Annotated in this window: 28 protein-coding genes and 1 pseudogene; 14 read left to right on the plus strand and 15 right to left on the minus strand. The window is 63.7% G+C overall.

Going from position 1 to position 26437, the window contains the following annotated elements; genetic code table 11:
• The first annotated feature begins 71 nt into the window (after window positions 1–71).
• The 3 genes and pseudogenes from frc to NCR39_RS16310 all read left to right on the plus strand — a co-directional run bounded on the left by frc (window position 72) and on the right by NCR39_RS16310 (window position 2529).
• Window positions 72–1331, plus strand: coding sequence for a formyl-CoA transferase (gene frc, locus NCR39_RS16300; protein WP_250453120.1), 1260 nt, complete (start codon window positions 72–74; stop codon window positions 1329–1331).
• A 139-nt stretch (window positions 1332–1470) separates the two neighbouring features.
• Window positions 1471–1696: pseudogene (locus tag NCR39_RS16305) on the plus strand (acetate--CoA ligase family protein); the annotation flags it as partial.
• A 53-nt stretch (window positions 1697–1749) separates the two neighbouring features.
• On the plus strand, window positions 1750–2529 hold the full coding sequence (locus tag NCR39_RS16310; RefSeq protein WP_250453121.1) for a fumarylacetoacetate hydrolase family protein: 780 nt from the start codon (window positions 1750–1752) through the stop codon (window positions 2527–2529).
• A gap of 97 nt (window positions 2530–2626) precedes the next feature.
• Here NCR39_RS16310 and NCR39_RS16315 read toward each other — a convergent pair whose 3' ends face one another.
• From NCR39_RS16315 to NCR39_RS16335, 5 genes are all read right to left on the minus strand, one after another.
• Entirely contained in the window at window positions 2627–2881 is a 255-nt protein-coding gene (locus tag NCR39_RS16315) for a CsbD family protein (RefSeq protein WP_040053695.1), read from the minus strand.
• A gap of 143 nt (window positions 2882–3024) precedes the next feature.
• On the minus strand, window positions 3025–3381 hold the full coding sequence (locus NCR39_RS16320) for a response regulator transcription factor (protein ID WP_250453122.1): 357 nt from the start codon (window positions 3379–3381) through the stop codon (window positions 3025–3027).
• Window positions 3378–4889, minus strand: a complete 1512-nt coding sequence (locus NCR39_RS16325; protein WP_250453123.1) for an ATPase domain-containing protein — start codon at window positions 4887–4889, stop codon at window positions 3378–3380. The genes NCR39_RS16320 and NCR39_RS16325 overlap by 4 nt, the downstream gene beginning before the upstream one ends.
• Window positions 4890–5095: 206 nt before the next feature.
• Entirely contained in the window at window positions 5096–5374 is a 279-nt protein-coding gene (locus NCR39_RS16330) for a hypothetical protein (RefSeq protein WP_250453124.1), read from the minus strand.
• Between the two features lie 161 nt (window positions 5375–5535).
• Window positions 5536–5796, minus strand: coding sequence for a hypothetical protein (locus NCR39_RS16335; protein WP_250453125.1), 261 nt, complete (start codon window positions 5794–5796; stop codon window positions 5536–5538).
• Between the two features lie 100 nt (window positions 5797–5896).
• Between NCR39_RS16335 and NCR39_RS16340 the strand changes: the two genes are divergently transcribed.
• Window positions 5897–6439: an OmpA family protein gene (locus tag NCR39_RS16340; RefSeq protein WP_250453126.1), complete on the plus strand. Its 543-nt coding sequence runs from the start codon at window positions 5897–5899 to the stop codon at window positions 6437–6439.
• 73 nt (window positions 6440–6512) lie between these two features.
• Here the strand turns inward: NCR39_RS16340 and NCR39_RS16345 are convergent, their stop codons facing one another.
• Genes NCR39_RS16345 through NCR39_RS16355 form a run of 3 tightly spaced genes read right to left on the minus strand, consistent with a single transcriptional unit; the run spans window position 6513 to window position 8035 of the window.
• Window positions 6513–7022, minus strand: coding sequence for a methylated-DNA--[protein]-cysteine S-methyltransferase (locus NCR39_RS16345; RefSeq protein WP_250453127.1), 510 nt, complete (start codon window positions 7020–7022; stop codon window positions 6513–6515).
• Between the two features lies 1 nt (window position 7023).
• Complete coding sequence (locus NCR39_RS16350) at window positions 7024–7284, minus strand: hypothetical protein (protein ID WP_040053699.1); 261 nt, start codon at window positions 7282–7284, stop codon at window positions 7024–7026.
• Entirely contained in the window at window positions 7277–8035 is a 759-nt protein-coding gene (locus tag NCR39_RS16355) for a DNA/RNA non-specific endonuclease (RefSeq protein ID WP_250453128.1), read from the minus strand. The genes NCR39_RS16350 and NCR39_RS16355 overlap by 8 nt, the downstream gene beginning before the upstream one ends.
• A gap of 182 nt (window positions 8036–8217) precedes the next feature.
• On the opposite strand from NCR39_RS16355, the gene NCR39_RS16360 reads away from it, so the two are divergent.
• Window positions 8218–9267, plus strand: coding sequence for an alpha/beta fold hydrolase (locus NCR39_RS16360; protein ID WP_250453129.1), 1050 nt, complete (start codon window positions 8218–8220; stop codon window positions 9265–9267).
• 360 nt (window positions 9268–9627) lie between these two features.
• Here NCR39_RS16360 and NCR39_RS16365 read toward each other — a convergent pair whose 3' ends face one another.
• Complete coding sequence (locus NCR39_RS16365; protein WP_250453130.1) at window positions 9628–10458, minus strand: FkbM family methyltransferase; 831 nt, start codon at window positions 10456–10458, stop codon at window positions 9628–9630.
• Window positions 10459–10918: 460 nt separating this feature from the next.
• Window positions 10919–12283: an MATE family efflux transporter gene (locus NCR39_RS16370; RefSeq protein WP_250453131.1), complete on the minus strand. Its 1365-nt coding sequence runs from the start codon at window positions 12281–12283 to the stop codon at window positions 10919–10921.
• 95 nt (window positions 12284–12378) lie between these two features.
• Here NCR39_RS16370 and NCR39_RS16375 point away from each other — a divergent pair, with 95 nt between their 5' ends.
• Window positions 12379–12696, plus strand: coding sequence for a YnfA family protein (locus NCR39_RS16375; RefSeq protein WP_250453132.1), 318 nt, complete (start codon window positions 12379–12381; stop codon window positions 12694–12696).
• Window positions 12697–12719: 23 nt separating this feature from the next.
• On the opposite strand, the gene NCR39_RS16380 is transcribed toward NCR39_RS16375, so the two are convergent.
• Window positions 12720–13742 carry a DUF2891 domain-containing protein gene (locus NCR39_RS16380; RefSeq protein ID WP_250453133.1) on the minus strand — a complete coding sequence of 341 codons (1023 nt, stop codon included), beginning with the start codon at window positions 13740–13742 and terminating at the stop codon, window positions 12720–12722.
• Window positions 13743–14035: 293 nt separating this feature from the next.
• Here NCR39_RS16380 and NCR39_RS16385 point away from each other — a divergent pair, with 293 nt between their 5' ends.
• Both NCR39_RS16385 and NCR39_RS16390 read left to right on the plus strand, forming a co-directional pair.
• On the plus strand, window positions 14036–15331 hold the full coding sequence (locus tag NCR39_RS16385) for an MFS family transporter (RefSeq protein WP_250453134.1): 1296 nt from the start codon (window positions 14036–14038) through the stop codon (window positions 15329–15331).
• 206 nt (window positions 15332–15537) lie between these two features.
• Window positions 15538–16215 (plus strand): hypothetical protein, encoded by a 678-nt coding sequence (locus tag NCR39_RS16390; RefSeq protein WP_250453135.1) that lies wholly within the window; start codon window positions 15538–15540, stop codon window positions 16213–16215.
• 21 nt (window positions 16216–16236) lie between these two features.
• On the opposite strand, the gene NCR39_RS16395 is transcribed toward NCR39_RS16390, so the two are convergent.
• Window positions 16237–16395: a hypothetical protein gene (locus NCR39_RS16395; RefSeq protein WP_250453136.1), complete on the minus strand. Its 159-nt coding sequence runs from the start codon at window positions 16393–16395 to the stop codon at window positions 16237–16239.
• 187 nt (window positions 16396–16582) lie between these two features.
• Here NCR39_RS16395 and NCR39_RS16400 point away from each other — a divergent pair, with 187 nt between their 5' ends.
• The 3 genes from NCR39_RS16400 (at window position 16583) to NCR39_RS16410 (ending at window position 20296) form a co-directional block, all read left to right on the plus strand.
• Window positions 16583–17716, plus strand: a complete 1134-nt coding sequence (locus NCR39_RS16400; protein WP_250453654.1) for an acyl-CoA dehydrogenase family protein — start codon at window positions 16583–16585, stop codon at window positions 17714–17716.
• Between the two features lie 13 nt (window positions 17717–17729).
• Window positions 17730–19457, plus strand: coding sequence for an AMP-binding protein (locus NCR39_RS16405; RefSeq protein WP_250453137.1), 1728 nt, complete (start codon window positions 17730–17732; stop codon window positions 19455–19457).
• Window positions 19458–19594: 137 nt separating this feature from the next.
• Window positions 19595–20296 (plus strand): hypothetical protein, encoded by a 702-nt coding sequence (locus tag NCR39_RS16410; protein WP_250453138.1) that lies wholly within the window; start codon window positions 19595–19597, stop codon window positions 20294–20296.
• Window positions 20297–20373: 77 nt separating this feature from the next.
• On the opposite strand, the gene NCR39_RS16415 is transcribed toward NCR39_RS16410, so the two are convergent.
• Both NCR39_RS16415 and ydiK read right to left on the minus strand, forming a co-directional pair.
• On the minus strand, window positions 20374–20940 hold the full coding sequence (locus tag NCR39_RS16415) for a DUF6572 domain-containing protein (RefSeq protein WP_250453139.1): 567 nt from the start codon (window positions 20938–20940) through the stop codon (window positions 20374–20376).
• A 185-nt stretch (window positions 20941–21125) separates the two neighbouring features.
• Window positions 21126–22298, minus strand: coding sequence for an AI-2E family transporter YdiK (gene ydiK / locus NCR39_RS16420; protein ID WP_250453140.1), 1173 nt, complete (start codon window positions 22296–22298; stop codon window positions 21126–21128).
• Window positions 22299–22541: 243 nt separating this feature from the next.
• On the opposite strand from ydiK, the gene NCR39_RS16425 reads away from it, so the two are divergent.
• The 3 genes from NCR39_RS16425 to NCR39_RS16435 are packed head-to-tail and all read left to right on the plus strand — an operon-like array spanning window position 22542 to window position 25526.
• Complete coding sequence (locus NCR39_RS16425; RefSeq protein ID WP_502800227.1) at window positions 22542–24284, plus strand: pyrroloquinoline quinone-dependent dehydrogenase; 1743 nt, start codon at window positions 22542–22544, stop codon at window positions 24282–24284.
• Complete coding sequence (locus tag NCR39_RS16430; protein ID WP_502800228.1) at window positions 24284–24862, plus strand: c-type cytochrome; 579 nt, start codon at window positions 24284–24286, stop codon at window positions 24860–24862. Before NCR39_RS16425 ends, NCR39_RS16430 begins: the two co-directional genes overlap by 1 nt.
• A 10-nt stretch (window positions 24863–24872) precedes the next feature.
• On the plus strand, window positions 24873–25526 hold the full coding sequence (locus NCR39_RS16435; protein WP_502800229.1) for an ankyrin repeat domain-containing protein: 654 nt from the start codon (window positions 24873–24875) through the stop codon (window positions 25524–25526).
• 13 nt (window positions 25527–25539) lie between these two features.
• On the opposite strand, the gene NCR39_RS16440 is transcribed toward NCR39_RS16435, so the two are convergent.
• Entirely contained in the window at window positions 25540–26391 is an 852-nt protein-coding gene (locus tag NCR39_RS16440; RefSeq protein WP_250453142.1) for a 3-hydroxybutyryl-CoA dehydrogenase, read from the minus strand.
• Between the last annotated feature and the right edge of the window lie 46 nt (window positions 26392–26437).

Genomic DNA, 26437 nt, shown 5'->3' on the forward strand with positions numbered 1-26437 from the left:
GCACGATGGCGCAAACCATGTACAAATAACGAGCGATCACGACGCGAACGGACAGATTTAAGGAGACAGCCATGAGCAACACCTCGGGCAAGGCACTCGACGGAGTGCGCATTCTCGACTTCACGCACGTTCAATCGGGCCCGACCTGCACGCAATTGCTGGCCTGGTTCGGCGCGGACGTCATCAAGGTGGAGCGCGCCGGCGCGGGCGATATCACGCGGGAGCAACTGCGCGATATTCCCGACGCCGACAGCCTCTACTTCACGATGCTGAACCACAACAAGCGGTCGATCACGATCGATACGAAGAATCCCGAGGGCAAGAAAGTGCTCGAAGCGCTCGTCAAGAAGTGCGACGTGCTCGTCGAGAACTTCGCGCCGGGCGCGCTGGATCGCATGGGCTTCACGTGGGAGCGCATCCAGGAGCTGAATCCGGCGATGATCGTCGCGTCCGTGAAGGGCTTCGGCCCGGGCCCGTACGAAGACTGCAAGGTCTACGAGAACGTCGCGCAGTGCGCGGGCGGCGCGGCATCGACCACCGGTTTCGACGACGGCCCGCCCGTCGTCACCGGCGCGCAGATCGGCGATTCGGGCACGGGGCTGCATCTCGCGCTCGGCATCGTGACGGCGCTTTATCAGCGCAACCGCACGGGACGCGGCCAGAAGGTGCTCGCGGCGATGCAGGACGGCGTGCTCAACCTCTGCCGCGTGAAGCTGCGCGACCAGCAGCGGCTCGAACGCACCGGCGTGATGAAGGAGTATCCGCAATACCCGAACGGCACGTTCGGCGAAGCGGTGCCGCGCGCGGGCAACGCATCGGGCGGCGGTCAGCCGGGCTGGATCCTGAAGTGCAAGGGCTGGGAAACCGATCCGAACGCGTACATTTATTTCATCACGCAGGCGCCGGTGTGGGGCGAAATCTGCAAGGTGATCGGCAAGGAGGAATGGATCGATCATCCGGATTTCAAGACGCCCTACGCGCGGCTGCCGCATCTGAAGGACATCTTCGCCGAGATCGAACGCTGGACCATGACGAAGACCAAGTTCCAGGCGATGGAAATCCTCAACAAGCACGACATTCCGTGCGGTCCGATTCTGTCGATGAAGGAGATCGCGGAAGAGCCGTCGCTCAGAAAGACGGGCACGGTCGTGGAAGTCGATCATCCGGTGCGCGGCAAGTACCTGACGGTCGGCAATCCGATCAAGCTGTCCGATAGCCCGACCGACGTGGTGCGCTCCCCGCTGCTCGGCGAGCACACCGAAGAAGTCATGGCCGAGCTCGGCTACTCGCCCGACCAGGTCGCGACGCTGAGAAGCCTCGGCGCGATCTGACCCGCCTCACTCGATGTTGACGCCGCCGCCCCCGCAAAAGGGGCGGCGCGGACCGGCACGCGCCTGCACACGGAGACATAACGAATGAACAGCACCGTCGAGCGCGGCATTCCGAAGCTGCCGACGCCGAAGGGCGAGAACGCCGCCGATGGTCTTCGCGAAGCTCGTCATCGAAGTGAAGGAGGAAATGAAGGCGCGCGGCATCGAGAAGCCGATCGTGGCGTCGCTCGCGGGCGACGTGCAGGCGGAAAGCCGCCGAATATCTGCATGAGCACGGCGTGCCGGCCTATGCGTATTCGACCGAATTGCCAGTTGCGGTGCTCGGTGCGAAATATAAGTGGGCGCGTGCCGCGGGTTTGATCTGATGTGAAACGAGGGAGCGCGGCCCGCGCTGCCTCATCCAATGAGGACCGTATAAGTGACCACCTGGATACGCTTTCGCGATGGCGACGGCCGCATCGGCTTCGGCACGCTCGATCCGCACTCGGGGCGCGTCGTGCAGCACGACGGCGCGCTCTTCGATCGTCCGCGCCCGACCGACATCTCCTTCGCCGCCGACGACCTCACGCTGCTCGCGCCGTGCGAGCCGAGCAAGATCGTCGCGTTGTGGAACAACTATTACGCGCTGTCGCAGAAGCTCGACAAGGCGCCGCCGCAGCATCCGCTCTTTCTCATCAAGCCGCCGATGTCGGTGATCGGGCCGAGCGAGTCGATCAGGCGTCCGCGCAGCTATCACGGCAAGATCGCGTATGAGGGCGAACTGGGGATCGTGATCGGCAAGACGGTGTCGGGGGCGTCGGTGGAAGAGGCCGAGGACGCGATCTTCGGCTACACCTGCGTGAACGACGTCACCGCGATCGAACTGCTGCAGGAAGATCCCAACTTCGCGCAGTGGTGCCGCTCGAAGGGCTTCGACACGTTCACGTGCCTGGGGCCGGCTATCGTGAGCGGCTTCGACTGGCGCAGCGCGAATCTCACGACCACGGTCGATGGCGTCGAACGGCAGAACTATCCGCTCGACGACATGATCTTCTCGCCCGCCGAGCAGGTGAGCCTGATCTCGCACGACATGACGCTCGTTCCCGGCGATGTCATTGCGTGCGGCACGTCGGTCGGCGTCGGATCGATCAAGGATGGGGCGCGCGTGGATGTATCGATTGCGGGAATCGGCATGCTGTCTAACGTGCTGGCCGTGTAGCGCGACCCAGATACGACAAAGCCGACGCGCGTTGCGTCGGCTTTGTTTTTTTGCACGCTGCGCACCTTCATGCGCCGATAGCCGGCGCATGGCATGCTCAGCGATCGCGATTCCACAACGCGCCGAGCACGAAGCCGACAGCCGCCGCGATCAGCACGCCGTTGATCGGCTGATTCGACACGGCGGAGCGCACGTTGTCGAGCGTCTGCCCGTAGCTCTCCTGCAGCGAGCCGAACGCCTGTCGGGCCTTGCCCTCGACCTGCGCGCCCGCATCGCCCGTCAGCGCGCCGACCGCATCCTGCACCTTGCCGACCACGTTCTGTGCCGTGCCTTCCACTTGATCTTGCACCATGGTGCCTCCCATTCTGGTTGAAGCGGTTTGCGTTGGAATTGCCTCGAAACTGCGTCGATGCTGCTTCGATTCAACCGGCAGTGCCGGAGCGGACGATTGAGCACGCTTCGTGCCCGGCGCTTCATCGCACGCGTTCGGCGATTTCAGGCCGGACCGATCAAATGGTTCACGAGCGCGATCAGATCGTCAATGGAAAACGGCTTGCGGCGAAACCGCGCGGCCGGATGATTCAGCTCCGGCGCATTCGCCGCCGCGCTCATCAGGATCACGGGCACCTTGCGGAGCGACTCGCTCGCCGCCAGGTCGCGGATCAATTCGACGCCGTCCTTGTGCGGCATCATCCAGTCGGTGATGACGAGATCGGGCGCGTTCATGGTCGCGGCTTCGAGCGCGACGCGTCCGTTGGACGCGGTCGTCACCTCGTAGCCCTCCATTTCGAGCACGAGCCGCCAGGTGGTCAGGATGTCGAATTCGTCGTCGACGACGAGGATCTTTTTCATGCGCGCGCGCCGGGATCCGACACGGAAAGCGCGGGCGAAAGCGACGGATGCCCGGACAGGATGCCCGTCGGTCCGATGAATCCCTCGCTCAAGTGCAGTCCGCGCGAATCGATCGTGAGCCGGCGGATCGCCGAATCGTGCGCGCCTTCGCGCTGCTTGACGACCGCCACCATGCGATGAAGCGCCGAATTCAGTTCGACGTAACGCATCAGCACGATGTTCTCGGTCATCGCGGAGGCGCGCAGCGTCGCGGGCGCGGCGAATTCGTTGTAGAGCGGCAGTTCCTCGGTCAGCAAGGCGGTCACGCCGGCATTGCGCAGCCGCTGCGTGAGCGCGTTGATGAAGAGGCCGAAGCGCTCGGTGCGGTTCGCCGACTGCAGAAAGCCGTCGATGCCGTCCACCACGAGCCGCGTCGCGTTCGTGCGCGCGACGACGGCCATCAGCTCCGAGGCGAGTTCGTCGATGGCGAGTTCCACCGCCGAATGCCACTGGATCGCGAGGCGTCCGTCGTTCATGGCCGCGGTCAGATCGATGCCCACCGACTGCGCCTTCGCGACGAGCCGCTCGGGCGATTCGTAAAGCCCGAAGTACACGCAGCGCTCGCCGCGATCGACGCCCGCCTGCAGGAACTTCAATGCCAGCAGCGTCTTGCCGACGCCCGACGGCCCGATGATCGTCGTGGTCGAGCCGCGCATCACGCCGCCGCCGAGCATGCGGTCGAAGCTCGGGAAGCCGAAGTCGAGCCTGCCATCGAAATGGGACGGGTTGCCCGACTGTCCGCGCGATGCTTCCAGACGCGGAAACGTGACGAGCCCGTTCTCGGTGATATTGAAGAAATGCTTGCCGAGCAGATGATCGCGGGCGCGCAGCTTGTGGACTTCGATTTCGCGCGCGCGGCGCATGCCGGTGTTGAACCGGTTCAGCTCGATGAGCCCGTCCACCAGCGTGTGCTCCGGATGCGGCTCGTTGCCCGACAGCGGCGCGAGGATCAGCGTGGTGCAGCGCGCGGCGGACACGAACGCCGACAACTCGTGGATGAACTGCGAGAGTTCGAGTTCGGTCGAGCTGAATTCGCGTGCGCTGCGAAAACCGTCGATGACCATGAAGCGCGGGCGGCTCGTTTTGATCGTCGAGGCGATGAGCGCGAGAAAGCCCGAGAGGCCGTCGCGCATCAACTCGTGATAGCCGCTCACGAACAGCATGCGGTCCGAGATGGCGTCGGCGTTGTAGAACGACAGCGCGCGCAGATGCGACAGCAGCTTAGTGTGCGATTCCGCGATCAGCGTGACGTACAGCACCTTGTCGCCCTTCGCGACGCGATGAAAGCCGACTTGCGACGAGAGAATCGTCTTGCCGGCGCCCGCCATGCCTTCGATCAGATAGAGACCGCCTTCGACCAGACCGCCGCCGAGGATATCGTCGAGGCCCGGCACGCCCGTCGTGACGTTGCCGTCGCTGGCGACCGGTTGCGGCGATGGATCGGGCGGGAGATTGTCGTCTTGGTTCATGAAATTTTCGTTTTTACCCGGCGGACCGCTTTTTTCGAGATGGCGAATTATGGCTGACGAAAGGCAGACTGTCGCCGTTCGATGCATAAATTCGCTCGCCGCGATGCCGTTTTGCAAGGCTTCGGCGTCGGTTGCGCACGAACCGGACGCGTCGTCGCGCTGCGAATCTCGGAATCGCAGGCGCAATCTCGCGCATCGATGCTGCATTATTCGCGCCCGCTCGGGCGGCATGCGGCGTTTCGTCGTGGACAGATCGATTTGAGATGCTTCTCATGGTTCGCGAGCGTGCGGGCTGGTGAAATGGCGGGCATCGTTTTTCGTGGACGCCGCGAGCCTTCCGGCCGTCCTTCCGGCGCGCTGCGCCCGTCTTTGCCTTTCACGCCATGCACCGTTCGTATTCGATTCCGGCCGCCGCCGCTTTTTTCGTTTCCCTGTTGTTGTCGCCCGTTCTGGCGCGGGCCGCCGAACCGTTGATCGATCCGCATATTCTTTCGAGCACGCCATTCAGATTTCAGGCGGACAGGGGAATTTTCTCGCGCTTGTCCGAACCGCCAGCGGATTCGCGCATGATCGCGCCGCGTGAATCGCTCGATGCGAACCCGTCGTCGCAATTCTCTCAAGCCGATTCGAAGCGCCGAAAAACGCGCTAGCTAATCTCATTAATCGAGCATCGGATTAGTTCGATAAATTGGGATTTATCTTCTGCGACGAGCGCGATCGCGCTTGTAGAATCGCCCCGCTCATGAACGCCCGCGTTGCCGTACCAGGCGGGCAAGGCAAGCATCGCTCTCAATAAAAACGTGTCGTCGCGGACGCGTTGCGCTTCCCTGATCACAATCGAGATGTTCAAGAAAACCGTCGCCGCTGTCTTTGCTGTTTCTGCCGTGCTTTCGGGCTGCGCGTCCAATTCCGGGCCAACGTTCAATATTCAGCCGATCAAAACGTCGAGCGGGCAGCAGGCGTTTCGCGCCGAATGCTACGGCCTTTTCGAAAGCGGCAGCGCCTGCATGAAGGCCGTGCAAAGCGCGTGCGGCAATCAGCCGTACACCGTGCTGCAAAACGTCGCGGGCACGCGCGCACCGGGCGATGCACGCGAAGTCGTTTTCATGTGCGGCGCGCCCGCGCAACCTGCGCCCGTACCTGCACCGGCCGCTCAGCCAGCGCCGGCGCCTGTGGTGGCGCCCGTCGCGCCGGCCCCGGCGTCCACCCGCAAGGTCACGCTCGATGAAAAGACCAACTTCGCCTTCGATAGCGCTCAACTGACGCCGAATGCCCGGACCATTCTCGACAGGCTCATCGCCGAAGTCCGCGACGTGACGTTCGCTTCGGTCACGGTCGAAGGCTTCACCGACGCCGTCGGTCCCGCGCAATATAACGTCGCGTTGTCGGAGCACCGCGCGCAAGCCGTGCTCGGCTATTTGAAGAGCCACGGTATGCAGGCGCAGGCGTTCGCGATGAAGGGCTACGGCAAGGCACGCCCGGTTGCATCGAACGCGACGAGCGATGGCCGCGCCGAGAACCGTCGCGTGGAAATCGTGCTGAAGCAATAAGCCGCATCGCAAGGCGCCAGGAAAAAAGCTCGCGGACCGCATGGCCGCGAGCTTTTTTATGCAATTGGGATAGTCAGAACAGCAGCAATTGCTCGCGGCCCGGACCACCTTCGAGCGTGAGCAGCCAGCGCTTGCGATCGACGCCGCCCGCATAGCCCGTCAGTTCGCCGTCGCCGCCGATCACGCGATGACACGGCACGATGATCGCCACCGGATTGCGCCCGTTCGCGCCGCCCACGGCCCGCGATGCGCCCGGCGGCAAACCCAGCCGGCGCGCGAGATCGCCGTAGGTCCAGGCATCGCCGAAAGGAATCTGGCGCAACAACTCCCACACCTGCTGCTGGAACGCCGTGCCGTGCAACCGCGTGGGCACGGAGAACGCCCGTCGCTCGCCCGCGAAGTACTCGCCGATCTCCTCGCGCGCCTGATCGATCACGCGCGGCGCGGGGCGATCGTCGGCGGGCATCGTGACGCCCGGCGGAAAATGCTTCTGCCCGACGAAGAAAAGCCCGGTCAGGCAGTCGTTTTCCGCGCGATAGAGAATCGGCCCGAGCGGACTCGGGCGCACGTGGCATTCGATCACGTCAGATGAACGGATTGTCGGCGGTGCCGGTGGGCGCGGGCGGCTCGTCCGGCAGCTTCGCGGGTAGGTTCGATTCCTTCTTCAGCGCCTCGACGATCGCGCCCAGCGCGTCGTGGAGCGCCTGCGCGGCGGCCAGTCCCGCCTGGTCCCGCGCGATGGTCAGGTCGCCGCTGACCGTCACGCGCGTCTTGCCGTTGACGATGTTGATGGCGTCGCCCGCGATGTTCATCGCGTCGGTATCGTTGGCAAATGGCTTAAACACCGCTCAGTCCTCCAATTCGTTTGTCTTTCAGTGCGTCGGGAATGCCGGGAAACGCGAGGCCGCTCATGGCTTCGAGTTCGCGCACGGTCTTCATCGTATAGGTTTTGGTCGGCGTGTTCTCGACGACCACCGCGAACGCAATCTGCCGCTGCGGCAAATACACGACCTTGTACAACTGCGTGGGCACGAGCACCCGCGATTCGCCGATGGTCTGCAATTGCCGGCCTGAAAACAGCGGTCCGGTGACGACATACGCTTCGCCCGATTCCTCGGTGAGCCGGCGCACGGCTTCCTCGATGCGCGACCAGATGCTGCGGTTGTTCGACGGATCCTGCGGCACGATGTTCGCCAGCGAGAACGATTCGGCCATGCCTTTCTTCGTCGCGCGGTCGCCGGCGGGGCTCATGTGGCCGCGGTCGTAGCCGCTGCGCTTGTAGTCGTCGAGCCGGGCGCTGTCGCCGGGCGGCAGCCGCTTCTCCACGAAAAAGCGGTTGGTGCGCGTGTTGTCCTTGGCGTCGTCGACGCTTTTGGCCGTCAGATGTTCCGCCGACCACAGCGGCCCGTGCGTGATGCCCGAATGCAGCAGCGTGAAATCCGAATAGCAGATTTGCTGCGCCGACGCGCGCATCTTCGGATTGGCGACGACCGGCGCGAGGCCGGCCGGGCTGAACTGCGGGCAGTCGCTTGCGACTGCGCTGATGCACACGGCGCCGAGTAGCGCGGCGACGAGTGCCTTGATGCTTGCTTGCATGCTTGAAAGTCCGAACTGATTGCGATGCCTGATACCCGCCGATGCGACGCCCTGAAAGCGCCGTCCGCGAGGCGGCACAGTATAAAGGCTGCGTGCCGGCATCGAAACGCCATCGAAACGCAATTGGTGGCAGCGAGCTAGAATCGCTCGGGCCTCCATCATCCTGAAAAAGAAGAACGCCTATGACGCCCGGTTTCCTTCGATCGATGTTGCTTTCGTTTGCTTCGTGCATCGCGCTGACGCTTGCGCCGCATGCCTTCGCCGCCGATGCCGCTCAGCCGCCCGCGAGCAACGACGGTCCCGCGTATGGCCCCGAGCTGCAGGGCTTCGACTATCCGTATCCGGTGGCGCGCTTCGCGTTCACGTCGCAGCGGCAGGTCGTGCGGATGGCTTACATGGATGTGCATCCGGCGCATCCGAACGGGCGGACCGCCGTGTTGCTGCACGGCAAGAACTTTTGCGCGGCGACGTGGAAAGACACCATCGATACGTTGCGCGATGCGGGGTATAGAGTGATCGCGCCGGATCAGATCGGCTTTTGCAAGTCGACGAAGCCCGAGCGGTATCAGTACAGCTTCCAGCAACTCGCGCGCAACACGCACGCGCTGCTCGCGGCGCTGGGCGTGAGCCGGCCGACGCTCATCGCGCATTCGACGGGCGGCATGATCGCGGTGCGGTACGCGCTGATGTATCCGAGCGAGACGGAGCAGCTCGTGCTCGTCAATCCGATCGGGCTGGAGGACTGGAAGGCGAAGGGCGTGCCGTCGATTTCAATCGACGACTGGTACGCGCGCGAGCTGAAGACGAGCGCCGACGGCATTCGGAAGTACGAGATGAACACGTACTACGCGGGCCACTGGCGCGACGATTACGAGCCGTGGGTGCAGATGCTCGCGGGGATGTATCGCGGGCCGGGGAAGGATGTTGTCGCGTGGAATTCGGCGTTGCTGTACGACATGATTTACACGCAGCCGGTCGTGTATGAGTTCGAGCAGTTGAAGACGCCGACGTTGCTGATGATCGGCGATAAGGACACGACGGCTATCGGTAAGGATCTGGCGCCGCCGGAGATTCGCGCGACGCTCGGCCGATACCCCGAATTGGCGAAGCTGGCGAAGGAGCGGATCGAAGGGGCGAGGCTTGTTGAGTTTCCCGAGCTGGGGCACGCGCCGCAGATGCAGGACCCGGCGGCGTTTCATAAGGCGTTGTTGGAGGGGTTGGGGGAGCGGTGAGGGGTGTTGAGATCGACTGCCGAATGACGGGAGGCGGCCCACTACGGCCGTTCGCTTTCGCGTTCCACCGTACGTTCGAACGTCGGCTCCCACATGCTCTACATACGATGGCCCAGAAGCCCACCATGACCGCGCCTTAGCCGCAGTGCTCAAGTCCCGTCTCGCTTGGGCTTCACGTAATTCGATAGATTCACTTGTTCGTTCGGCCTCGGCGCGGGGTAGAAGACAAGCGGATCGAGCGGTATCGCGGTGCAATTTGCGTTATCTCGCGACTATGCAGGCACGAATAGTCCTTCCCTGCGGGTCCATCGGCTGCGACAGGCTCGGACCACCTCGCGACGGCGTGGGCGCGATTGTTCGCTATCGGGCGACGAGCTGCCGCACCGATGTCAACCAGGCATCCACTTTCGTGCGCCGTTTGTCACTCACAACTCCCGCCAGATCGGAGCGGATCATCACGCAATCCGTTTCCAGCAGACGTGGAAAATGTCCGGCATTGTTCGGCACGAACGCACTAAGCAAAAATCCGCACCGTTCGTATTCTGTAAGCGCGTCGCGGAAGTCGACCGAGTCCGCGTAGAGTTTCGCAATCGCCAGCTCGCTTTGCAGCCCGACGAAATTGCGCATGATATCGCCCGAGGCTTTGACGATCTTCACGTCGAATCCTTGCGTATCCATCTTCAGGAATGGCCGCTTGAATCCGTGTTCGGCCTGCAATTCGCGCAAAGCAGTTTCCAGACGCTGTGTTTTCACCGTTACTGTCCCGACGATGGCGTTCATCTCGCGAAACAGTTCGCTGTCGTCATGCTTCGGTGTACTGAGCGAACTGAATTCGCTCGAGTGCATTATGTTTAACTCCGCCGTCCCATCCGCTTCGGCAATCGCCGTCTCGATCACCATCCACTTGTTGTCGCCTTCGGACTGCGCGCGAGCGATGCGAGCATCGTGTGGATTCGGTTCGAATGAAAAAATGAAACCTTCGTAGCCGGCATTGCGCCGTAGCATCCCGGCATATTGGCCTTGGTTTGCCCCGATGTCGAACACGCAATCGACTTCCAGATAGGCGAGGAGTCTGGCCAAATGAGACTGCTCCCAGACCTGATAGAGCTTTCGCCTGTCGATGATCGCCATGTGCTTGATGAAGGACAGAACTCGTATGGTGCTCAACAAGGTTCGATCGACGGCCTGCATAAGAACCTACTCCCGTGTGAGTTGGTAAGCACAGCAGATCTGCCTGACGAGTCTGTCCCGTTTCGCCGGGGCATGGACAGATGGAACACGACGGATTGAACACATTACCCATTCGGCGCTACGTCAGCACGATGCCAGCAGGTCGAATAATCTGCATCTAGCGAAGGCCGTAAGGCTCGCCGGCATGCCCATCTAACTCGATGCTTACGCGCAATTTACCGACGCGCTCTGACTTGTACTGCGCCGTTGCAGCATCGGGAAAACTCTAGCGCAAAGTCTGCCGCTTTTGGCGAGAAATGTCGAATGCGTCAACTTCAAATGCAGACCATCATCACCCTTACTAGACAAGCACCGATTGGTTGTCTGAAGTAAGCGTCTTTATCATGTGACGAAACGGCAGTTTCGCTAGATGCATGCCGGTGCTCGGGGCCGACACGAGCCTGTCACAGCCGTGCAATAACTAGCGCGCTGCCGTGCGACTCTCACACATCCCGCGCTCGACCGACGGCAGTTGCAAGAACAACGTCACCCCCCGCGCCACCATGAACGCGGTCATCGCAGCCCAAAGCCCGTGATTCCCGAGCGGACCCACGAGCGTCCAAGCCGCGCCCATGAAAACCGCAAGCGATACCGCCATCGCCATCATCAATTCCCGCGTGCGCGTCGCGCCGATGAACACGCCATCGAACAGAAATCCCGCGACGGACACAAGCGGCAGCACCGCAGCCCACGGCAGATACCGCACCGCCGCCGCCCGCACGGCAGCCTGATCCGTCAGCCGCCCGATGATCCATTCGCCGCTCATCCAGTACACGGCGGAAAACCCCGCCGCGCCGATGACCGACCACAGCATCGTCACCTTGACGGCCTGGCGGAACGCATGTCGGTCGCGCGCGCCTATCGCCGCACCGACGAGCGCTTCGGCGGCGTGCGCGAAGCCATCGAGTCCGAAGGCCATGAACGTCTGGAAGTTGAGCAGCAGCGCATTGGCGGCGAGCACCGCATCGCCCTGACGCGCGCCCATATGCGCGAACCAGCCGTACGAACCGAGCAGACACAGCGTGCGGATGAAAATATCGCGATTGATCGCGACGAGACGGCGAATCGCGCGCAGATCGAAGAGCGCGGCGAGCGCAATCGGCGGCAGGCCGCGTTCGCGCAGTCGCCAGAGAATCGCCGCGCCCAGCGCGAAGCCGCAGAAATCGGCGAAAGCGGTCGCCGCGCCGATGCCCGCGATACCCCAGCCGAAGCGATACACGAACAGCAGCACCGCGACGATATTCACAGCGTTGATGAACACCTGCGTGAGCAGCGCGAGCCGCACGCGCTGGCAGCCGAGCAGATAGCCGAGCACCGCGTAATTGCCGAGCGCGAACGGTGCGGCCCAAATACGCGCGTGGCAATACGCGCTCGCCGTGTCGTGCACCGCGCCGCTGCCGCCGAGCGCTTGCAGCGCGTAACGAATGATCGGCGCCTGCAACACGAGCACCGCCGCGCCGATCGCGAGTGCGAGCATCAGCGCGCGCAGCACGCTCGCGCGCACGGCGGCGGCATCGCGTGCGCCGAACGCCTGCGCGACGAGGCCTGTCGTGCCCATGCGCAAGAAGCCGAAGCCCCAGAACACGAAGCTGAACACGAGCCCGCCGAGCGCGACGCCGCCCAGATATTGCGGACCGTCGAGATGACCGGCGACGGCGGTATCGACTGCGCCGAGAATCGGCTGCGTGAGATTCGCGAGGACGATAGGGAACGCGAGCGTCAGCACCCGGCGATGCCAGCGCACAGGCAACGCGTCGCGGTAGGGAAGGTCCGGGGAATCGGTCAAGGAAGCGCGTCGGCAGGCAAAGGCGACATTGTCGTCAGCACCGGCCGGCGGCGCAACCCGCCACCGAACTTCCCTGGCAACCGATAATGCACGCCATGAAAACCTTCCTGCTCTACGTCGTGACCGCGGTCGCCGAAATCGCCGGCTGCTATTTTCCGTATCGATGGCTGAAGGCGGGCGGATCGGCGTGGCTCGTGGTGCCGGGCGCGCTGTCGCTCGCGCTCTTCGCGTGGCTGCTGACGCTGCACGATACCGCCGCTGGCCGCATCTACGCCGCGTACGGCGGCGTGTACATCGGCGTGGCGATTGCGTGGCTATGGGCGGTCGACCGCATCCGGCCGACCGCGTGGGATGTGAGCGGCGCGGCAATCGCGCTGATCGGCATGTGCGTGATCGCGTTCCAGCCGCGCTGATCCATCGCGCTGTATTTGATCGATCACGCTTCGACCGCGAGCAACGCGAACGTCGCGAGCCAGTGCTCGCCCATGTAGTCGCCCGCGACGTGCGCGATGCCCGACGCCAGATGCGCCTCGGCCGCCGCTTCGAGCACGCCGATGCGCGCATCGCCCGCCGGCAGCGCCCGCGCGATCGTCCGCTGGCACCACGCGCGGCTCAGATTGAGGCCGTCGAGATGTGCGAGCTTGCCGTCGCTGCGATCCGTGACGGTGGCAGGCGTGAAGAGCGTAGCCGGCTCGCGATCGGCAATGCGCGGCAGGAACGCATCGAACCAGCCGACGAAGCGCTCCGCCGGCAGCACATGACGCATCAACACGGCTTCCATCAGCGACGGCGAGAGAAATTCGTCGCCCGCAGGCTCCCACGCCTGGCACGCGGCGTCGTGCTCGAACCAGCGCATGGCGGTGTCTTCGAGCAGGCGCGCGAACGCCGTATCGCCAACGATGCGCGCATAACCCAGCGACAGCGTCAGCGCGAACGCCATGTTGAAGTGCGTGCCGACGCGAAGCGGATACGTCGATTTCGGCAGGAAGTCCTTGAAGCGATCGGCGAAGGCATCGGCGAGCGGCTGCAGCGTGCGCGCCCAGCGCTCGGCGTCGGCGGAACGCATCGAACGAAGCTGGCCCGCGAGCGCGAGCAGCCACGCCCAGCCGTAGGGCCGCTCGAAACCGCGCGACGCCGGCCGCTGCAAGTAAGCGACTTCGGCGGCGACGTTGGCCTCGGTGAAATGCTCGTCGATGACGGCGCGAATGCGCGCGGCCTCGGGCAGGTCGGGGAAACGGTCGTACAGGCGCGCGATGAGCCAGTAGCCGTGCACGCACGAATGCCAGTCGAAGCTGCCGTAGAAGATCGGATGCAGCGCGCGCGGGCTTTGCGCGTCGGCGTCGCTTGCGAGCACGTGATCGAGCTTGTTCGGATACTCGCGCGTCAGATGGCCGAGCGCGACCTGCGCGAATTTCGATGCCAGCGCGGCGTCCAGCGCCGTCGCGTTCTGCTTGTTCATGCGGACCTCGCGGGTTCGTGAAAGCGGGACAGGAATCTATCACGAGACTTTATCGATAAATAATCGAGAAAGTGTCGTGTCGGGGTAATTACCTAGTCGCGCGGGTTTCAACGCGCGCGCAGGCTTTAAACGCAAGGCGCGACGCCCGGAATGACACGCGATGAAGCCGGAATAAGCGCGCCGGCGATGAAAGCGTCGTTTAAACTTGCGCCCGAACGCCGACAGAGCGTGCCATCCGGAGCCCACGCGCCGGGTTTTCATCCCGATAGAGACATAAAAGACTTCAGCACATCATGACCGACCTTCCCATCTATACCGCAGAGGACACCCGGCGACGCGTTTTCGCCATCGTCGGGGCATCGTCGGGCAATCTCGTCGAATGGTTCGACTTCTATATTTACTCGTTCCTCGCGCTGTATTTTTCGGCGGCGTTCTTTCCGAGCGGCAATTCGACCACGCAATTGCTGAACACGGCCGGCGTGTTCGCAGCGGGCTTTCTCATGCGTCCGATCGGCGGATGGCTCTTCGGCCGCATCGCCGACAAGCACGGCCGCCGCAACGCGATGATGATCTCCGTGCTGATGATGTGCGGCGGATCGCTCGTCATCACTTTTCTCCCGACGTACGCGACCATCGGCGCGTGGGCGCCCGTGCTGCTGCTCCTCGCGCGGCTCTTTCAGGGCTTGTCGGTGGGCGGCGAGTACGGCACGAGCGCCACGTACATGAGCGAAGTGGCGCTGCGCGGCCGGCGCGGCTTCTTCGCGTCGTTTCAATATGTGACGCTGATCGGCGGACAGCTCGCCGCGCTGCTCGTGCTCGTCATCCTGCAGCTTTTCCTGTCGACGGAAGAACTGAAGGCGTGGGGCTGGCGCGTTCCGTTCTTCGTCGGCGCGTGCGCGGCGCTGGTGTCGCTTTATCTGCGCCGCTCGCTCGATGAAACCACGACCGCCGAAACGCGCGAACGCAAGGAAGCGGGCACGCTCGCCGGTCTCATGCATCACAAGAAGGCGTTCATGACGGTGGTGGGCTTCACGGCCGGCGGATCGCTGATCTTCTACACGTTCACCACGTACATGCAGAAGTATCTGGTCAACACGGCGGGCATGCACGCCAAGACCGCCAGCAACGTGATGACCGCGGCGCTCTTCGTCTACATGCTGCTGCAGCCGCTGTTCGGCGCATTGTCGGACCGCATCGGCCGCCGCCGGTCGATGCTGTTCTTCGGCGCGCTCGCGACCATCTGCACGGTGCCGCTGCTGCACGCGCTGCGCGACGTGACGAGCCCGGTCATGGCGTTCGTGCTCGTCGTGGTGGCGCTCGCCATCGTGAGCTTCTATACGTCGATCAGCGGTCTCATCAAGGCCGAAATGTTCCCGCCCGAAGTGCGCGCGCTCGGCGTCGGGCTCTCGTATGCGGTGGCGAACGCGGTGTTCGGCGGATCGGCGGAATACGTGGCGCTGTTCCTGAAAAGCGCCGGAAACGAATCGGCGTTCTATTGGTACGTGACCGTGCTGTGCGCGATCTCGTTCGTCGTGTCCTGGCGAATGATGGATCCGAGCAAGGAAGGGTATCTTCGCAACGAACCGTAAGGTATGGGCGTGCGGCGCGCGGACTTCGGGCCTCGCGCCGCTTGCCGTTGACGGTAGTATGGTGTTTTATGCGGTATGTATCGTTAGAGAACGCGCCCGGTGCGGCGCACAGCAGCAATCGGAAACAGGATACACATGCGCGCGGCCCGCTCGCGCGCCATGGCGATGAGCGCATTCGGGCGCATCGGTCTGCCAGGAGCCTGTCCATGGAAGATTTCGACGAAACGCTATTTGTCGTGTGGCGAGCGAACATGAACGTGCTGACCGGCTCGCCCGGCGGCGCGACGCGTCTCGCGCGCATGATGAACTTCTCGCCGTCGTTCATGAAGCTGATCGTCGCGGGGCAGCGCGATTTCAACGAGGAATTCGTGCGCGGCATCGAACTGGTGTCGGGTCTGCCGCCGCACTGGATGGACGAGCGCCGCGCACCCGCCGACGTGCCGGCCGAAGTCAGGCGCGCGCTCGATGAAGAACGGCCGTTCGCGGTATTTCGCGGCACGGCGCATCCCGCGCCGAAGCGTTCGGTGCTGCGCGGCCCCGAGCCGCTGTTGTCGCAGACCGAAGCCACGCGGCGCGTCGCCGATCTCGCGCAGCAGCAAGCCGAGGCCAATCGGCGCGATCTGCTGTTCAGGAAGAATCGCGAATTGCTGTCGCAGGATCTGCGACGCCTCGAGCGCCAGCTCGGGCTTCTGCAAGTCGAGCCGATGCTGCCGAAAGCCGATGAACTCATCGCCTCCGACCGCATGAGCGAAGCGGCGAAGGCCGATCTCTCCGGCCGGCTCGAACAGATCGACAAGCACGTGAAGCTCTTGCATCAACACGTGGAAAAGCTCGTCGCGCTGCTCACCGCGCCCGACGAGCCGGAATCGAACGACGCGAACTGAGCCTCGTGAAGAAGCCCCGGCTTATTTTCGGGGCGTCTTGCGGTCGTCGGTGGATTCGGGTTCCGGATGGACGGCGATCGGATCGCTGGCGGGAAACGTCTCTTCCAGCGCTTCATCCAGCAAATCTTCTTCGCTTTCGTGGGGCGGTTCTTTGGATGCGTCGGGCGTTCGCTGCGTCATGGTGCGCTCCGGATGCCAGTGGAAGTATCTCAATATATCGCAGTGTCCCTTCCGGCGCGCGCGATCCTCGTTCCTTGCATTCGGGTTGACACTAGGTGGCGAAAGCGCGCGGTTCGCGTGATCGTTCTGGTCATCGGCTAACGTCGGACGAAGCGTCCGCACGCGGCCCTCACCGGACTCATTCATGATCGACAGTTTTCTCACCGAAGAACAACGCATGATCCGCGACGCGGCGCGCCAGTTCTCGGCCGAAGTGCTCGCGCCGAACGCGGGCCAGTGGGACAAGGACGCCGCCATTCCCGACGCCGTCGTGCGGCAGCTCGGCGAACTCGGCTTGCTCGGCATGATCGTTCCCGCCGATTTCGGCGGCACGTACAGCGACTACACCGCCTACGCGCTCGCGATGGAGGAGATCGCGGCCGGCTGCGCCTCGTGCGCGACGATGATGAGCGTGCACAATTCCGTCGGCTGCGGGCCGATCCTCGCGTACGGCAACGACGCGCAAAAGGCCGAATGGCTGCCGAAGCTCGCGAGCGGCGAAGTGATCGGCGCATTCTGCCTGACCGAGCCGCACGCGGGTTCGGAAGCGAACAATCTGCGCGTGCGCGCGGTCGAGCGCGACGGCCAGTGGATTCTCTCCGGCAGCAAGCAGTTCGTGACGAACGGACGGCGCGCGGGCGTCGCGATCGTGTTCGCGGTGACGGATCCGGACCTCGGCAAGCGCGGCCTTTCCGCGTTCATCGTGCCGACGAACACGCCGGGCTTCAACGTCGGGCCGCCGGAACACAAGCTCGGCATTCGCGCATCCGATACCTGCCCGATCACCTTCGACGACTGCGCGATTCCCGCCGCCAATCTGCTCGGCGAACGCGGCGAAGGCTTGCGCATTGCGCTGTCGAATCTGGAAGGCGGGCGCATCGGGATCGCGGCGCAGGCGCTCGGCATCGCGCGCGCGGCCTTCGATGCGGCGCGTGCCTACGCGCGCGAACGCGTGCAGTTCGGCAAGCCGATCATCGAGCATCAGTCGGTCGCGAACATGCTCGCGGACATGCAGACGCAGATCAACGCGGCGCGCCTGCTCGTGCTGCACGCGGCCCGCATGCGGACCGAAGGCGTTCCGTGTCTGTCGGAGGCGTCGCAGGCGAAGCTGTTCGCATCGGAAATGGCCGAGCGCGTGTGTTCCGACGCGATCCAGATTCACGGCGGATACGGCTATCTGCAGGATTATCCGGTGGAGCGGCATTATCGCGATGCGCGCATCACGCAGATTTACGAAGGAACCAGCGAAGTGCAGCGGATGGTGATCGCGCGGAACGTTTGAGCGAGGAGACGCTATGAGCCGGGCTGAGCCGTTCATCGATTCGTTTATCGAAGCAAGAGATTTTCTGCTGCGTCATCGCACCGATTACGACACCGCGTATCGCGATTTCAAATGGCCCGTGCTCGATCGCTTCAACTGGGCGCTCGATTATTTCGACCCGATGGCGCGCGGCAACGATGCGCCCGCGCTGCATATCGTGAGCGAAAGCGGCGACGAAACGCGGCTTTCTTTCGCGCAGATGAGCGAGCGGTCCGCGCGGGTCGCGAATCATTTGCGCGCGCTGAATGTGAAGCGCGGCGAGCGCATTTTGCTGATGCTGCCGAATCGCGTCGAGCTATGGGAAACGATGCTCGCCGCGATGAAGCTCGGCGCGATCGTGCTGCCCGCCACGACGCAACTCGCGAGCGGCGACTTGCGCGAACGCATCGCGCTGGGAAGCGTGCAGCACGTCATCGCCGATGCAGGCGAAACGCACAAGTTCGATGGCATCGATCTTCCCGGCGTGCGGCTGTCCGTCGGCGGCGCGCGCGAAGGCTGGCTCGCTTACGACGACGCGTACGGCGCATCGCCGGAATGTGTTTCGGATGCCGAAACAAATGCGCGCGATCCGTATCTGCTGTACTTCACGTCGGGCACGACATCGAAGCCGAAGCTCGTCGCGCACACGCACGAGAGCTATCCGGCCGGGCATCTCTCGACGATGTACTGGATCGGCCTTCAGCCCGGCGACGTGCACTGGAACATCAGTTCGCCCGGCTGGGCCAAGCACGCATGGAGTTGCTTCTTCGCGCCGTGGAATGCCGGGGCGTGCGTGTTCATCTACAACTTCAGCCGATTCGACGCCGCGCGCACGCTCGATGCGCTCGTGCAGCACGAAGTCACCACGCTGTGCGCGCCGCCGACCGTCTGGCGGATGCTCGTGCAGGAGCCGCTCGCGTCGTATCGCGTGAAGCTGCGGGAGATCGTCGGGGCGGGCGAGCCGCTGAATCCGGAAGTCGTCGAACGCGTGCAGGCGGCGTGGGGCGTGCCCATCCGCGATGGCTACGGCCAGACGGAGACCACCGCGCAGATCGCCAACACGCCGGGCCAGCGGCTCGTGCCCGGTTCGATGGGCCGTCCGCTGCCGGGCTATCGCGTGGTGCTGCTCGATCCCGACGGTCATCTCGCCGACGAAGGCGAAATTGCGCTCGCGCTCGATCCGCCGCCGCTCGGCCTGATGACCGGTTACGCCGACAATCCCGCCGCGACGCAAAACGCGATGCGCGGTGGCTTCTATCGCACGTCCGATGTCGCGGCGCGCGGCGCGGATGGCTATTTCACGTACATCGGCCGCGCCGACGATGTTTTCAAATCCTCCGATTACCGCCTGAGTCCGTTCGAACTGGAAAGCGTGCTGATCGAGCACGAGGCGATCGCGGAAGCGGCCGTCGTCCCGAGTCCCGATGCGTTGCGGCTGTCCGTGCCGAAGGCATTCGTGACGTTGCGCCACGGCTTTGCCATCGGTCCGGACGTCGCGCGCAGCGTGTTCGCGTTTTCGCGCGAGCGGCTCGCGCCGTATAAACGCATCCGTCGGCTGGAATTCGCCGAATTGCCGAAGACGATTTCCGGCAAGATCCGGCGCGTCGATTTGCGCAGGCACGAAGCATCGCGCACGCAGGACGCGAATCGCGGCGAACACGAATACTGGGAGGAAGACTTTCCGGAACTGCGTCAGCGAAACGACGCCGATTCCGTGAAATGATCCGCGTCGCCGGTTCGCGCGCCGGCGGCGGAAATGGAAAGCAAATGTAACGCGGGTGCCCGCGCGGCGAACCGTCTGAAGGGCCGCTGGTCGAAACGGCTCCATTCACGTCGGATCAATTCAAGGAGGACCCGATCATGCCGAATCGCTCGCTCAGGATCGCGCTTCTGACGGCTGGCCTCGCGGGTGCGCTTGCGGCCCCGGCCGCGTCTTACGCACAGATCAATCTTCAACAATTCGGCTTCGGCAACAAGTCGGATTCATCGGCGGCGAACGGCGCGGCGCAGCCGTCCGCGCTGAACTCGCTCGTACAGAACTACCTGGGCGCCAATCAGCAAGTGCTGAGCGGACAGTCGAGCCTCGCATCGGCGATGGGCATGTCGAGCGTCGCGAGCCAGGCGCAGTCGGCGGCGGGCTTGCTGTCGGGGGCGTCGAGCGGCGGCGTGCCGAATACCAACGTGCTCTCGCAACTGGGCGGCACGCAGCAGAGCGTGTCGCAATCGCTGATGCAGGCGTTCTCCAGCCAATCCGCCACGCCGCCGACCGCCGCCAGCAAGCAGACGTTCACGGACGGACTCGCGTCGCTCGGGCAGGGCGTGAAGCAATACGCGGGTCTGCAATCGGACCTGGGCGCGGTGAAGAACACGATGAACATGTCGTCGCTGCTTCAGGCCGGAACGAACCCGGGAACGGCGCAGGCGGCGTCGTATATCGCGCAATCCGCGCCGGGACAATTGCAATCGCTCGTGCAGACGCTGACGCAAGCGGTGCAGTACGCCAAGACCAACGGCATTTCGGTGCCGGCCATCGCGACGTCGGCGCTCGGCGCGGGACAATAGCGCGTGAAGTTTCGAGGGACGAAAAAAAGCGGCGAGCCTCGTGTGAGCTCGCCGCTTTTTTTTGCGCGATGCGTGGCTTACATCGTCGCCGATTTGCGCATCGACAGCCGGCTGAGCACCGGCAGGGTTTGCAAGCGCTGCCGCATCGAGGCGACCGGCGGCACAACAGAAATATCGGTGACGCCGGCAACGTGCGCCCGTGCATTCGGCTCGGCATCCAGCACTTCGAGCGCGGGCGGTTCGACCAACTCGCTCGCGACCGCTCGATCCATCGCCTCGGCCGGTTCTTCGACACTCAATCCGAGCGAACGGCGCACGTTCACGCCGCGTGTGCGCACGCCGAAACCGGCCGCGCGAATGATCTGCTCGCGGGTCTTCCAGAACGCGGTTGCGGAAGGCGACATGGCGTGCATCGAAACATATTCCACGATGACTTCATAACCGCGCACTTTCGGATAACTCGACAGCAATTGACCCGAGCGAATATACCGGCTGTAGTGGTCGATTTTCTTCGTCAGCAATTCCTGATGCAATGGTTCGTCTTGCCAGTCGAGATCATCGAAAATGCCGACATACACTTGCTTGAACAGGATATTGATTCCGATGTAATCGATGACGTCCACGTCGCGCAAAGACATGGTCATTCCCCTACGCCCTCAGGTGGGCAAGTATTAAAGGTCCGCATTGTAACGGGTTTGTCGGGTCGAAAAGCCGTGAAACGCTGTATACCAACAGCCATAAAACGCTTTTCGTAAGAGTCCGAAAGCATTGAATTGGAACAAATCCGATTAATCTGAAATCGGATTTGTCGAAATCTATTTCGAGATAATCACGGCCGCCGGCGCGACGCATCCGCGAGATCGTGTCCCGGCACGGCTTTCACGTTCTCTTCGTTCGATAACGCGACGGTTTGCGGCAAAGGCGGTTGTTCGTTGATCCACGCTTCGAGAATCGTCGACGTGACGGCGAGAATAACGGGCCCGATGAACAATCCGACTATTCCGAATGCAAACATGCCGCCGAGCACGCCGGACAGAATCAGCAGCATCGACAGATTGACGCCGCGTTGAATGAGCAGCGGCCGCAGGAAATTGTCGAGCATCGCGATCATGAGCGACCACACGAGCAGCAGCGATGCCGCGACGTGCGAGCCGTGCCAGAAAAGCCACGCGACGCCGCCGAGCAGCGGCAGCAGCGGCCCGATCTGCGCGAGACACAACATCAGCATGACCGCGGTGATGATGCCCGCCGCCGGCACGCCCGCCACGTAAAGCCCGATGCCGCCGAGCGCCGATTGCGTGACCGCCGTGACGACGATGCCCAGCGCGACCGCGCGCACCGCGAGGCCGGCGAGCTTGACCGCTTCCGCGCCGCGCAGTCCGGCGATGCGCGTCGCGAAGCGCACGACGAAGTTCGCGGCCGCTTCGCCGCGGCTATAGAGAATGCCCGAGATGATGAGCGTGACGATCATATGCACGACGAATACGCCGACGACGGCCGCGTGCGAGAGCATCCATCGCGCGGCGACGGTCGCGTACGGTTCGAGCTTGGCGAGCAGGCCGCCGGGACCGGCATCGGAAAGCGATTGCCATTCCGTCGACACGCGCTGGCCGACGAGCGGCACGTCATGCACCCAGGTCGGCGGCGGCGGCAGCGCGTAAGTCGGCAGGCTCTTGATTGCGGACATGATGTCGCCGGCATGCAGCGCGAGCGTCGAGATGGCCTGATAAAGCGGCAGCACGATCACGACCAACAGGCCGAGCAGCATCACGGCTGTGGCGAGCCAGCGGCGATTGCCGCAGCGCCGCTGCACGCCGAGCATCAGCGGCCAGGTGGCGATGACGATGGTCGTCGCCCAGATGAGACCAGGGATGAACGGCCGCAGGATATAGAGGCTGCCGACGGTGAGCGCCAGCAGAATCGCGATGATGAGCAGAATGCGGGCGATGTCGACCGGCTGGCGCGGGTTCAGATTCGGCTGCCCGTTGGAGGGTGTGGACATGGTGCGTGTGTTTCGTGAAGAGTTGGGAGTCAAGCGATAAGCCAAAGCGCGCGTGCGGGCAAGCGGCGTCGCGCGAAAGAACGGCGGAATGATACGGCATGCGATCCATAGTACTAAAAAGCGCGCGTGCGAATTACGGGTTTGTTATGGCTGGAAATGCTCACTTAAATTGCCTATCCTTCTTCGGACGCACAGAGCGCAACAATGCCCCGTCGCACAACAAGAACGATTTGGGAGACTGTCATGGCCGGTTTTTCCCGTACGTCGCTTGCTCCGCTCCTTCCCCTTGCTTTCGGCGCGTTTGCGATGCTTTCATCGCCTTCATCGCGCGCCGCCGATGAAATCCAGAACAGCAACACGACGCAGGCATCGCCGATGCCTTCTTCCCTGCGCTCCGTCTCGCAGCAGCAGCTCGACGCCGCCATGAGCGACCAGTCATCGTGGCTGCATTCGAACGGCTCGTATGCGCAAACGCGTTACGCGCCCGCATCGCAGATCAATACGAAGAACGTGGCGAAGCTCAAGCCCGCGTTCATCTTCCAGACCGCCGTGATGGAATCGATGGAAACCGCGCCGATCGTCAGCAACGGCGTGATGTTCCTGACGACGTCCTATAACCACGTCTACGCGATCGACGCCGTCACCGGCAAGGAATTCTGGCATTACAAGCACAAGATGGGACCGGTGACGACGTTCTGCTGCGGGCCGAACAACCGCGGCGTCGCGATTGCGGGCGACCGGCTCTTCATGGGCACGCTCGACGCGAAGCTCGTCGCGCTCGATGCGAAGAACGGCAACGTGCTGTGGTCGTCGCAGATCGCCGATCCGGAAGACGGCTATTCGGAAACGATGGCGCCCGTGGTCGTCGACGGCAAGGTGCTCATCGGCACGAACGGCGGCGAGTACGGCATACGCGGTTTCGTGAAGGCGTACGACGCGAACTCCGGCCAGTTGCTATGGACGTTCTACACGATTCCCGACACCGGCAGCGAAGGCGTCTGGGCCGAGAAGGACGCCGTCGGCCGCAACATGAAGCGCGATATCGAGGCTGAAAAGAAGACGCTCGCCGACAAGGGCGGCGACTTCTACAAGACGCTCGGCGGCGGCGTGTGGATGGCGCCCGCGGTCGATCGCGCGACGCGCACCGTGTACTTCGTGGTCGGCAATCCGTCGCCGGACCTGTATGGCGCGATCCGTCCCGGCGACAATCTCTACACCGATTCGCTCGTCGCCGTCGATCTCGACACCGGCAAGTACAAGTGGCATTACCAGTACATCGCGCACGACGTGTGGGACCTCGATGCGGTCAGCCCGCCGGTTCTCATCGACGTGAAGGACGAAAACGGCCGGACCATTCCCGGCATCATCCACGGCGGAAAGACGGGCTTCGTCTATGTGCACGATCGCCGCGACGGGCATCTCATCCGCGTATCCGAAGCGATGATCCCGCAGGAAGACGTCTGGACATTGCCGACGCCCACCGGCGCGCGCATGCTGCCGGGCGCGAACGGCGGCGTCGAATGGTCGCCGATGGCTTTCAGCCCGAAGACGCGCATGGCGTACGCGGCGAACCTGCATCAGCCGATGACGTATCAGGTCGAAGAAGCCGCGTATCCCGGCGGCAAGATCTGGCTCGGCGGCGCGTTCAAGGTGATTCCGTCGGAGCAGCAGTGGGGCAGGCTGGTCGCGGTGAATGTCGATACCGGCAAGATCGCGTGGGGTTACAAGACAGACCAGCCGCTGATCGGCGGCGTGCTCGCGACGGCGGGCGGGCTCGTGTTCAACGGCGAAGGCAACGGTCTCTTCCGCGCCTTCGACGCCGCGAGCGGCCGCAAGCTCTGGGAATTCCAGTGCGGCGCGGGCGTGAACGCGCCGGCGGTGTCGTACATGGTCAACGGCAAGCAGTACATCGCGGTCGCGGCGGGCGGCAACACGCAGCTCGACTACAAGCGCGGCAACAGCGTGCTCGTGTTCGCGCTGCCCTGATGCGGAGCCTGCGCGCATTTTTGCTCTGCTGCGCGGTATGGTCGATGCCGTCGCTCGCTCACGCCGATGCGCAAGCCGGCGCGACGAAGGCCGCCGTGTGCGCGGCCTGTCACGGCTTGACCGGCAATTCGACGAACGGCGATTATCCGTCGCTTGCCGGACAGAGCGCGCGCTACATCTATCTGGAACTGCGCGATTTCAAGGCGGGCCGCCGCAGCGATCCGCGCATGTCGCCGATGGCCGCGAATCTTTCACCCGACGACATGCACGATCTGGCCGATTACTTCGCCGCGCAAAAGCTGACCGCCACGGACTTCAAGGCCGACGCGGCGAAAGTGGAGGCGGGCCGAAAGAAGTCGGAGGAACTGCTGTGCACGATGTGCCATCTCGGCGGCTTCACCGGGCAGAACGAGATACCGCGCGTGGCGGGGCAGCAGTACGCGTATATCGTCAAGCAGTTGCAGGATTTCCGCGCGAAGAAGCGCACCAACGACGCGGGCAACATGACGAGCGTGACGAAGACCTTGTCGGACGCGGACATCGAAAATCTGGCGAATTACGTCGCCAATCTTCAATAGCGGTCACACGATGAAACTCGCCGCGTTATCCGGCTGCATCGCGCTCGCGCTTTCGACGATGCTCACGCCCGCCCGCGCCGACGACGACGCCTACGCGCTCAACGAACGCCTGCTCCTGGCGACGCGCAACGGCGACTCGAACACCGTCGTGCGCTTGCTCGACGAAGGCGCGTCCATCGATTCGCGCAACCGCATCGGCGACACGCCGCTCATCAGCGCATGCAAGAAGGGCATGACGCCGCTCGCGCGCACGCTGATCGATCGCGGCGCGAACGTGAATCAGGCCGATGTGCAGGGCATCACGCCGTTGATGGCCGCCGCGTTCGACGGCAACGAGGAAATCGCCGCGCTCTTGCTCGCGCATCGTGCGAACGTGACGGCGACGGATCGCGTCGGCAAGACCGCGATGGAATATGCGGCGGGCGGCGGTCATACCGCGATCGTGCAGCGCCTGCTCGATGCGGGCGTCGATGTCAACGCGGTGTATCGCAATCATCTGACCGCGCTGATGTGGGCGGCGGGCTACGATCAGGCGCAGACGGTTTCGATGCTCCTCGATCGCGGCGCGAACCCCGCGTTGCGCGACGACCGCGGCATGACCGCCCGCGACATCGCGCAGCAAACCCATTCGGACAAGGTCGCGACGCTGCTCGCCAAGCCCTGAACGCGCGGGCGCTTCAGTCGTAGCGAAACACGCCTTGCCGCGTCTTGCGCCCGAGCCGCCCGGCCGCGACGTACTCGCGCAGCAGCGGACACGCGCGGTACTTCGAATCGGCGAAGTCCTTGAAGAGCACGTCCATCACGGACAGGCACACGTCGAGGCCGATCAGGTCCGCGAGCGCGAGCGGGCCGATCGGATGATTCGCGCCGAGCTTCATGCCCGCGTCGATTTCCTCCGCCGACGCCACGCCTTCGTACAGCACGAAGAACGCCTCGTTGATCATCGGCACGAGAATGCGGTTGACGACGAAGCCCGGCGAATTGCGCACGCCGATCGGCGATTTGTCGAGCTTCTCGGTCAGCGCGCGCACGGTCTCGGCGGTTTCGTCGCTGGTGCGCACGCCGCGTATCACTTCGACGAGCGGCAGAAGCGGCACCGGATTGAAGAAGTGCATGCCGATGAAGCGCGCCGGGTCCGCGAGCGTCGCGGCAAGCGCGGTGATCGAAATGGACGACGTGTTCGTTGCAATGATCGCGTCGGGCCGCGCGGCGGCTTCGATCTGCTTCAGGATGCGATGCTTGAGCTCGGCGTTCTCGGTCGCCGCTTCGATCACGATGTCCGCTTCGGCGAGGCGCGCGTAATCGGTCGACGTTTCAATACGCGCAACGGCCGCATCGCGCGCGGCGGCGTCGAGCTTGTCCTTCGCGACGAGCCGCTCGAGGCTGTTGGTCAGCGTGGCCACGCCTTTTGCGAGCGCGGCGTCGGCGACATCGATCATCACGACCTGCAATCCCGCGACGGCCGCGACCTGCGCGATGCCGTTGCCCATCGTTCCCGCGCCGACGATACCGACCTTCTGAATGCCCATTGATCTCCTCCTGTTCCGTGATTGGTGCGATGCCTGATTTTACCCA

Source organism: Caballeronia sp. ATUFL_M2_KS44 (assembly GCF_023630965.1).
GTDB classification, from domain to species: domain Bacteria; phylum Pseudomonadota; class Gammaproteobacteria; order Burkholderiales; family Burkholderiaceae; genus Caballeronia; species Caballeronia concitans.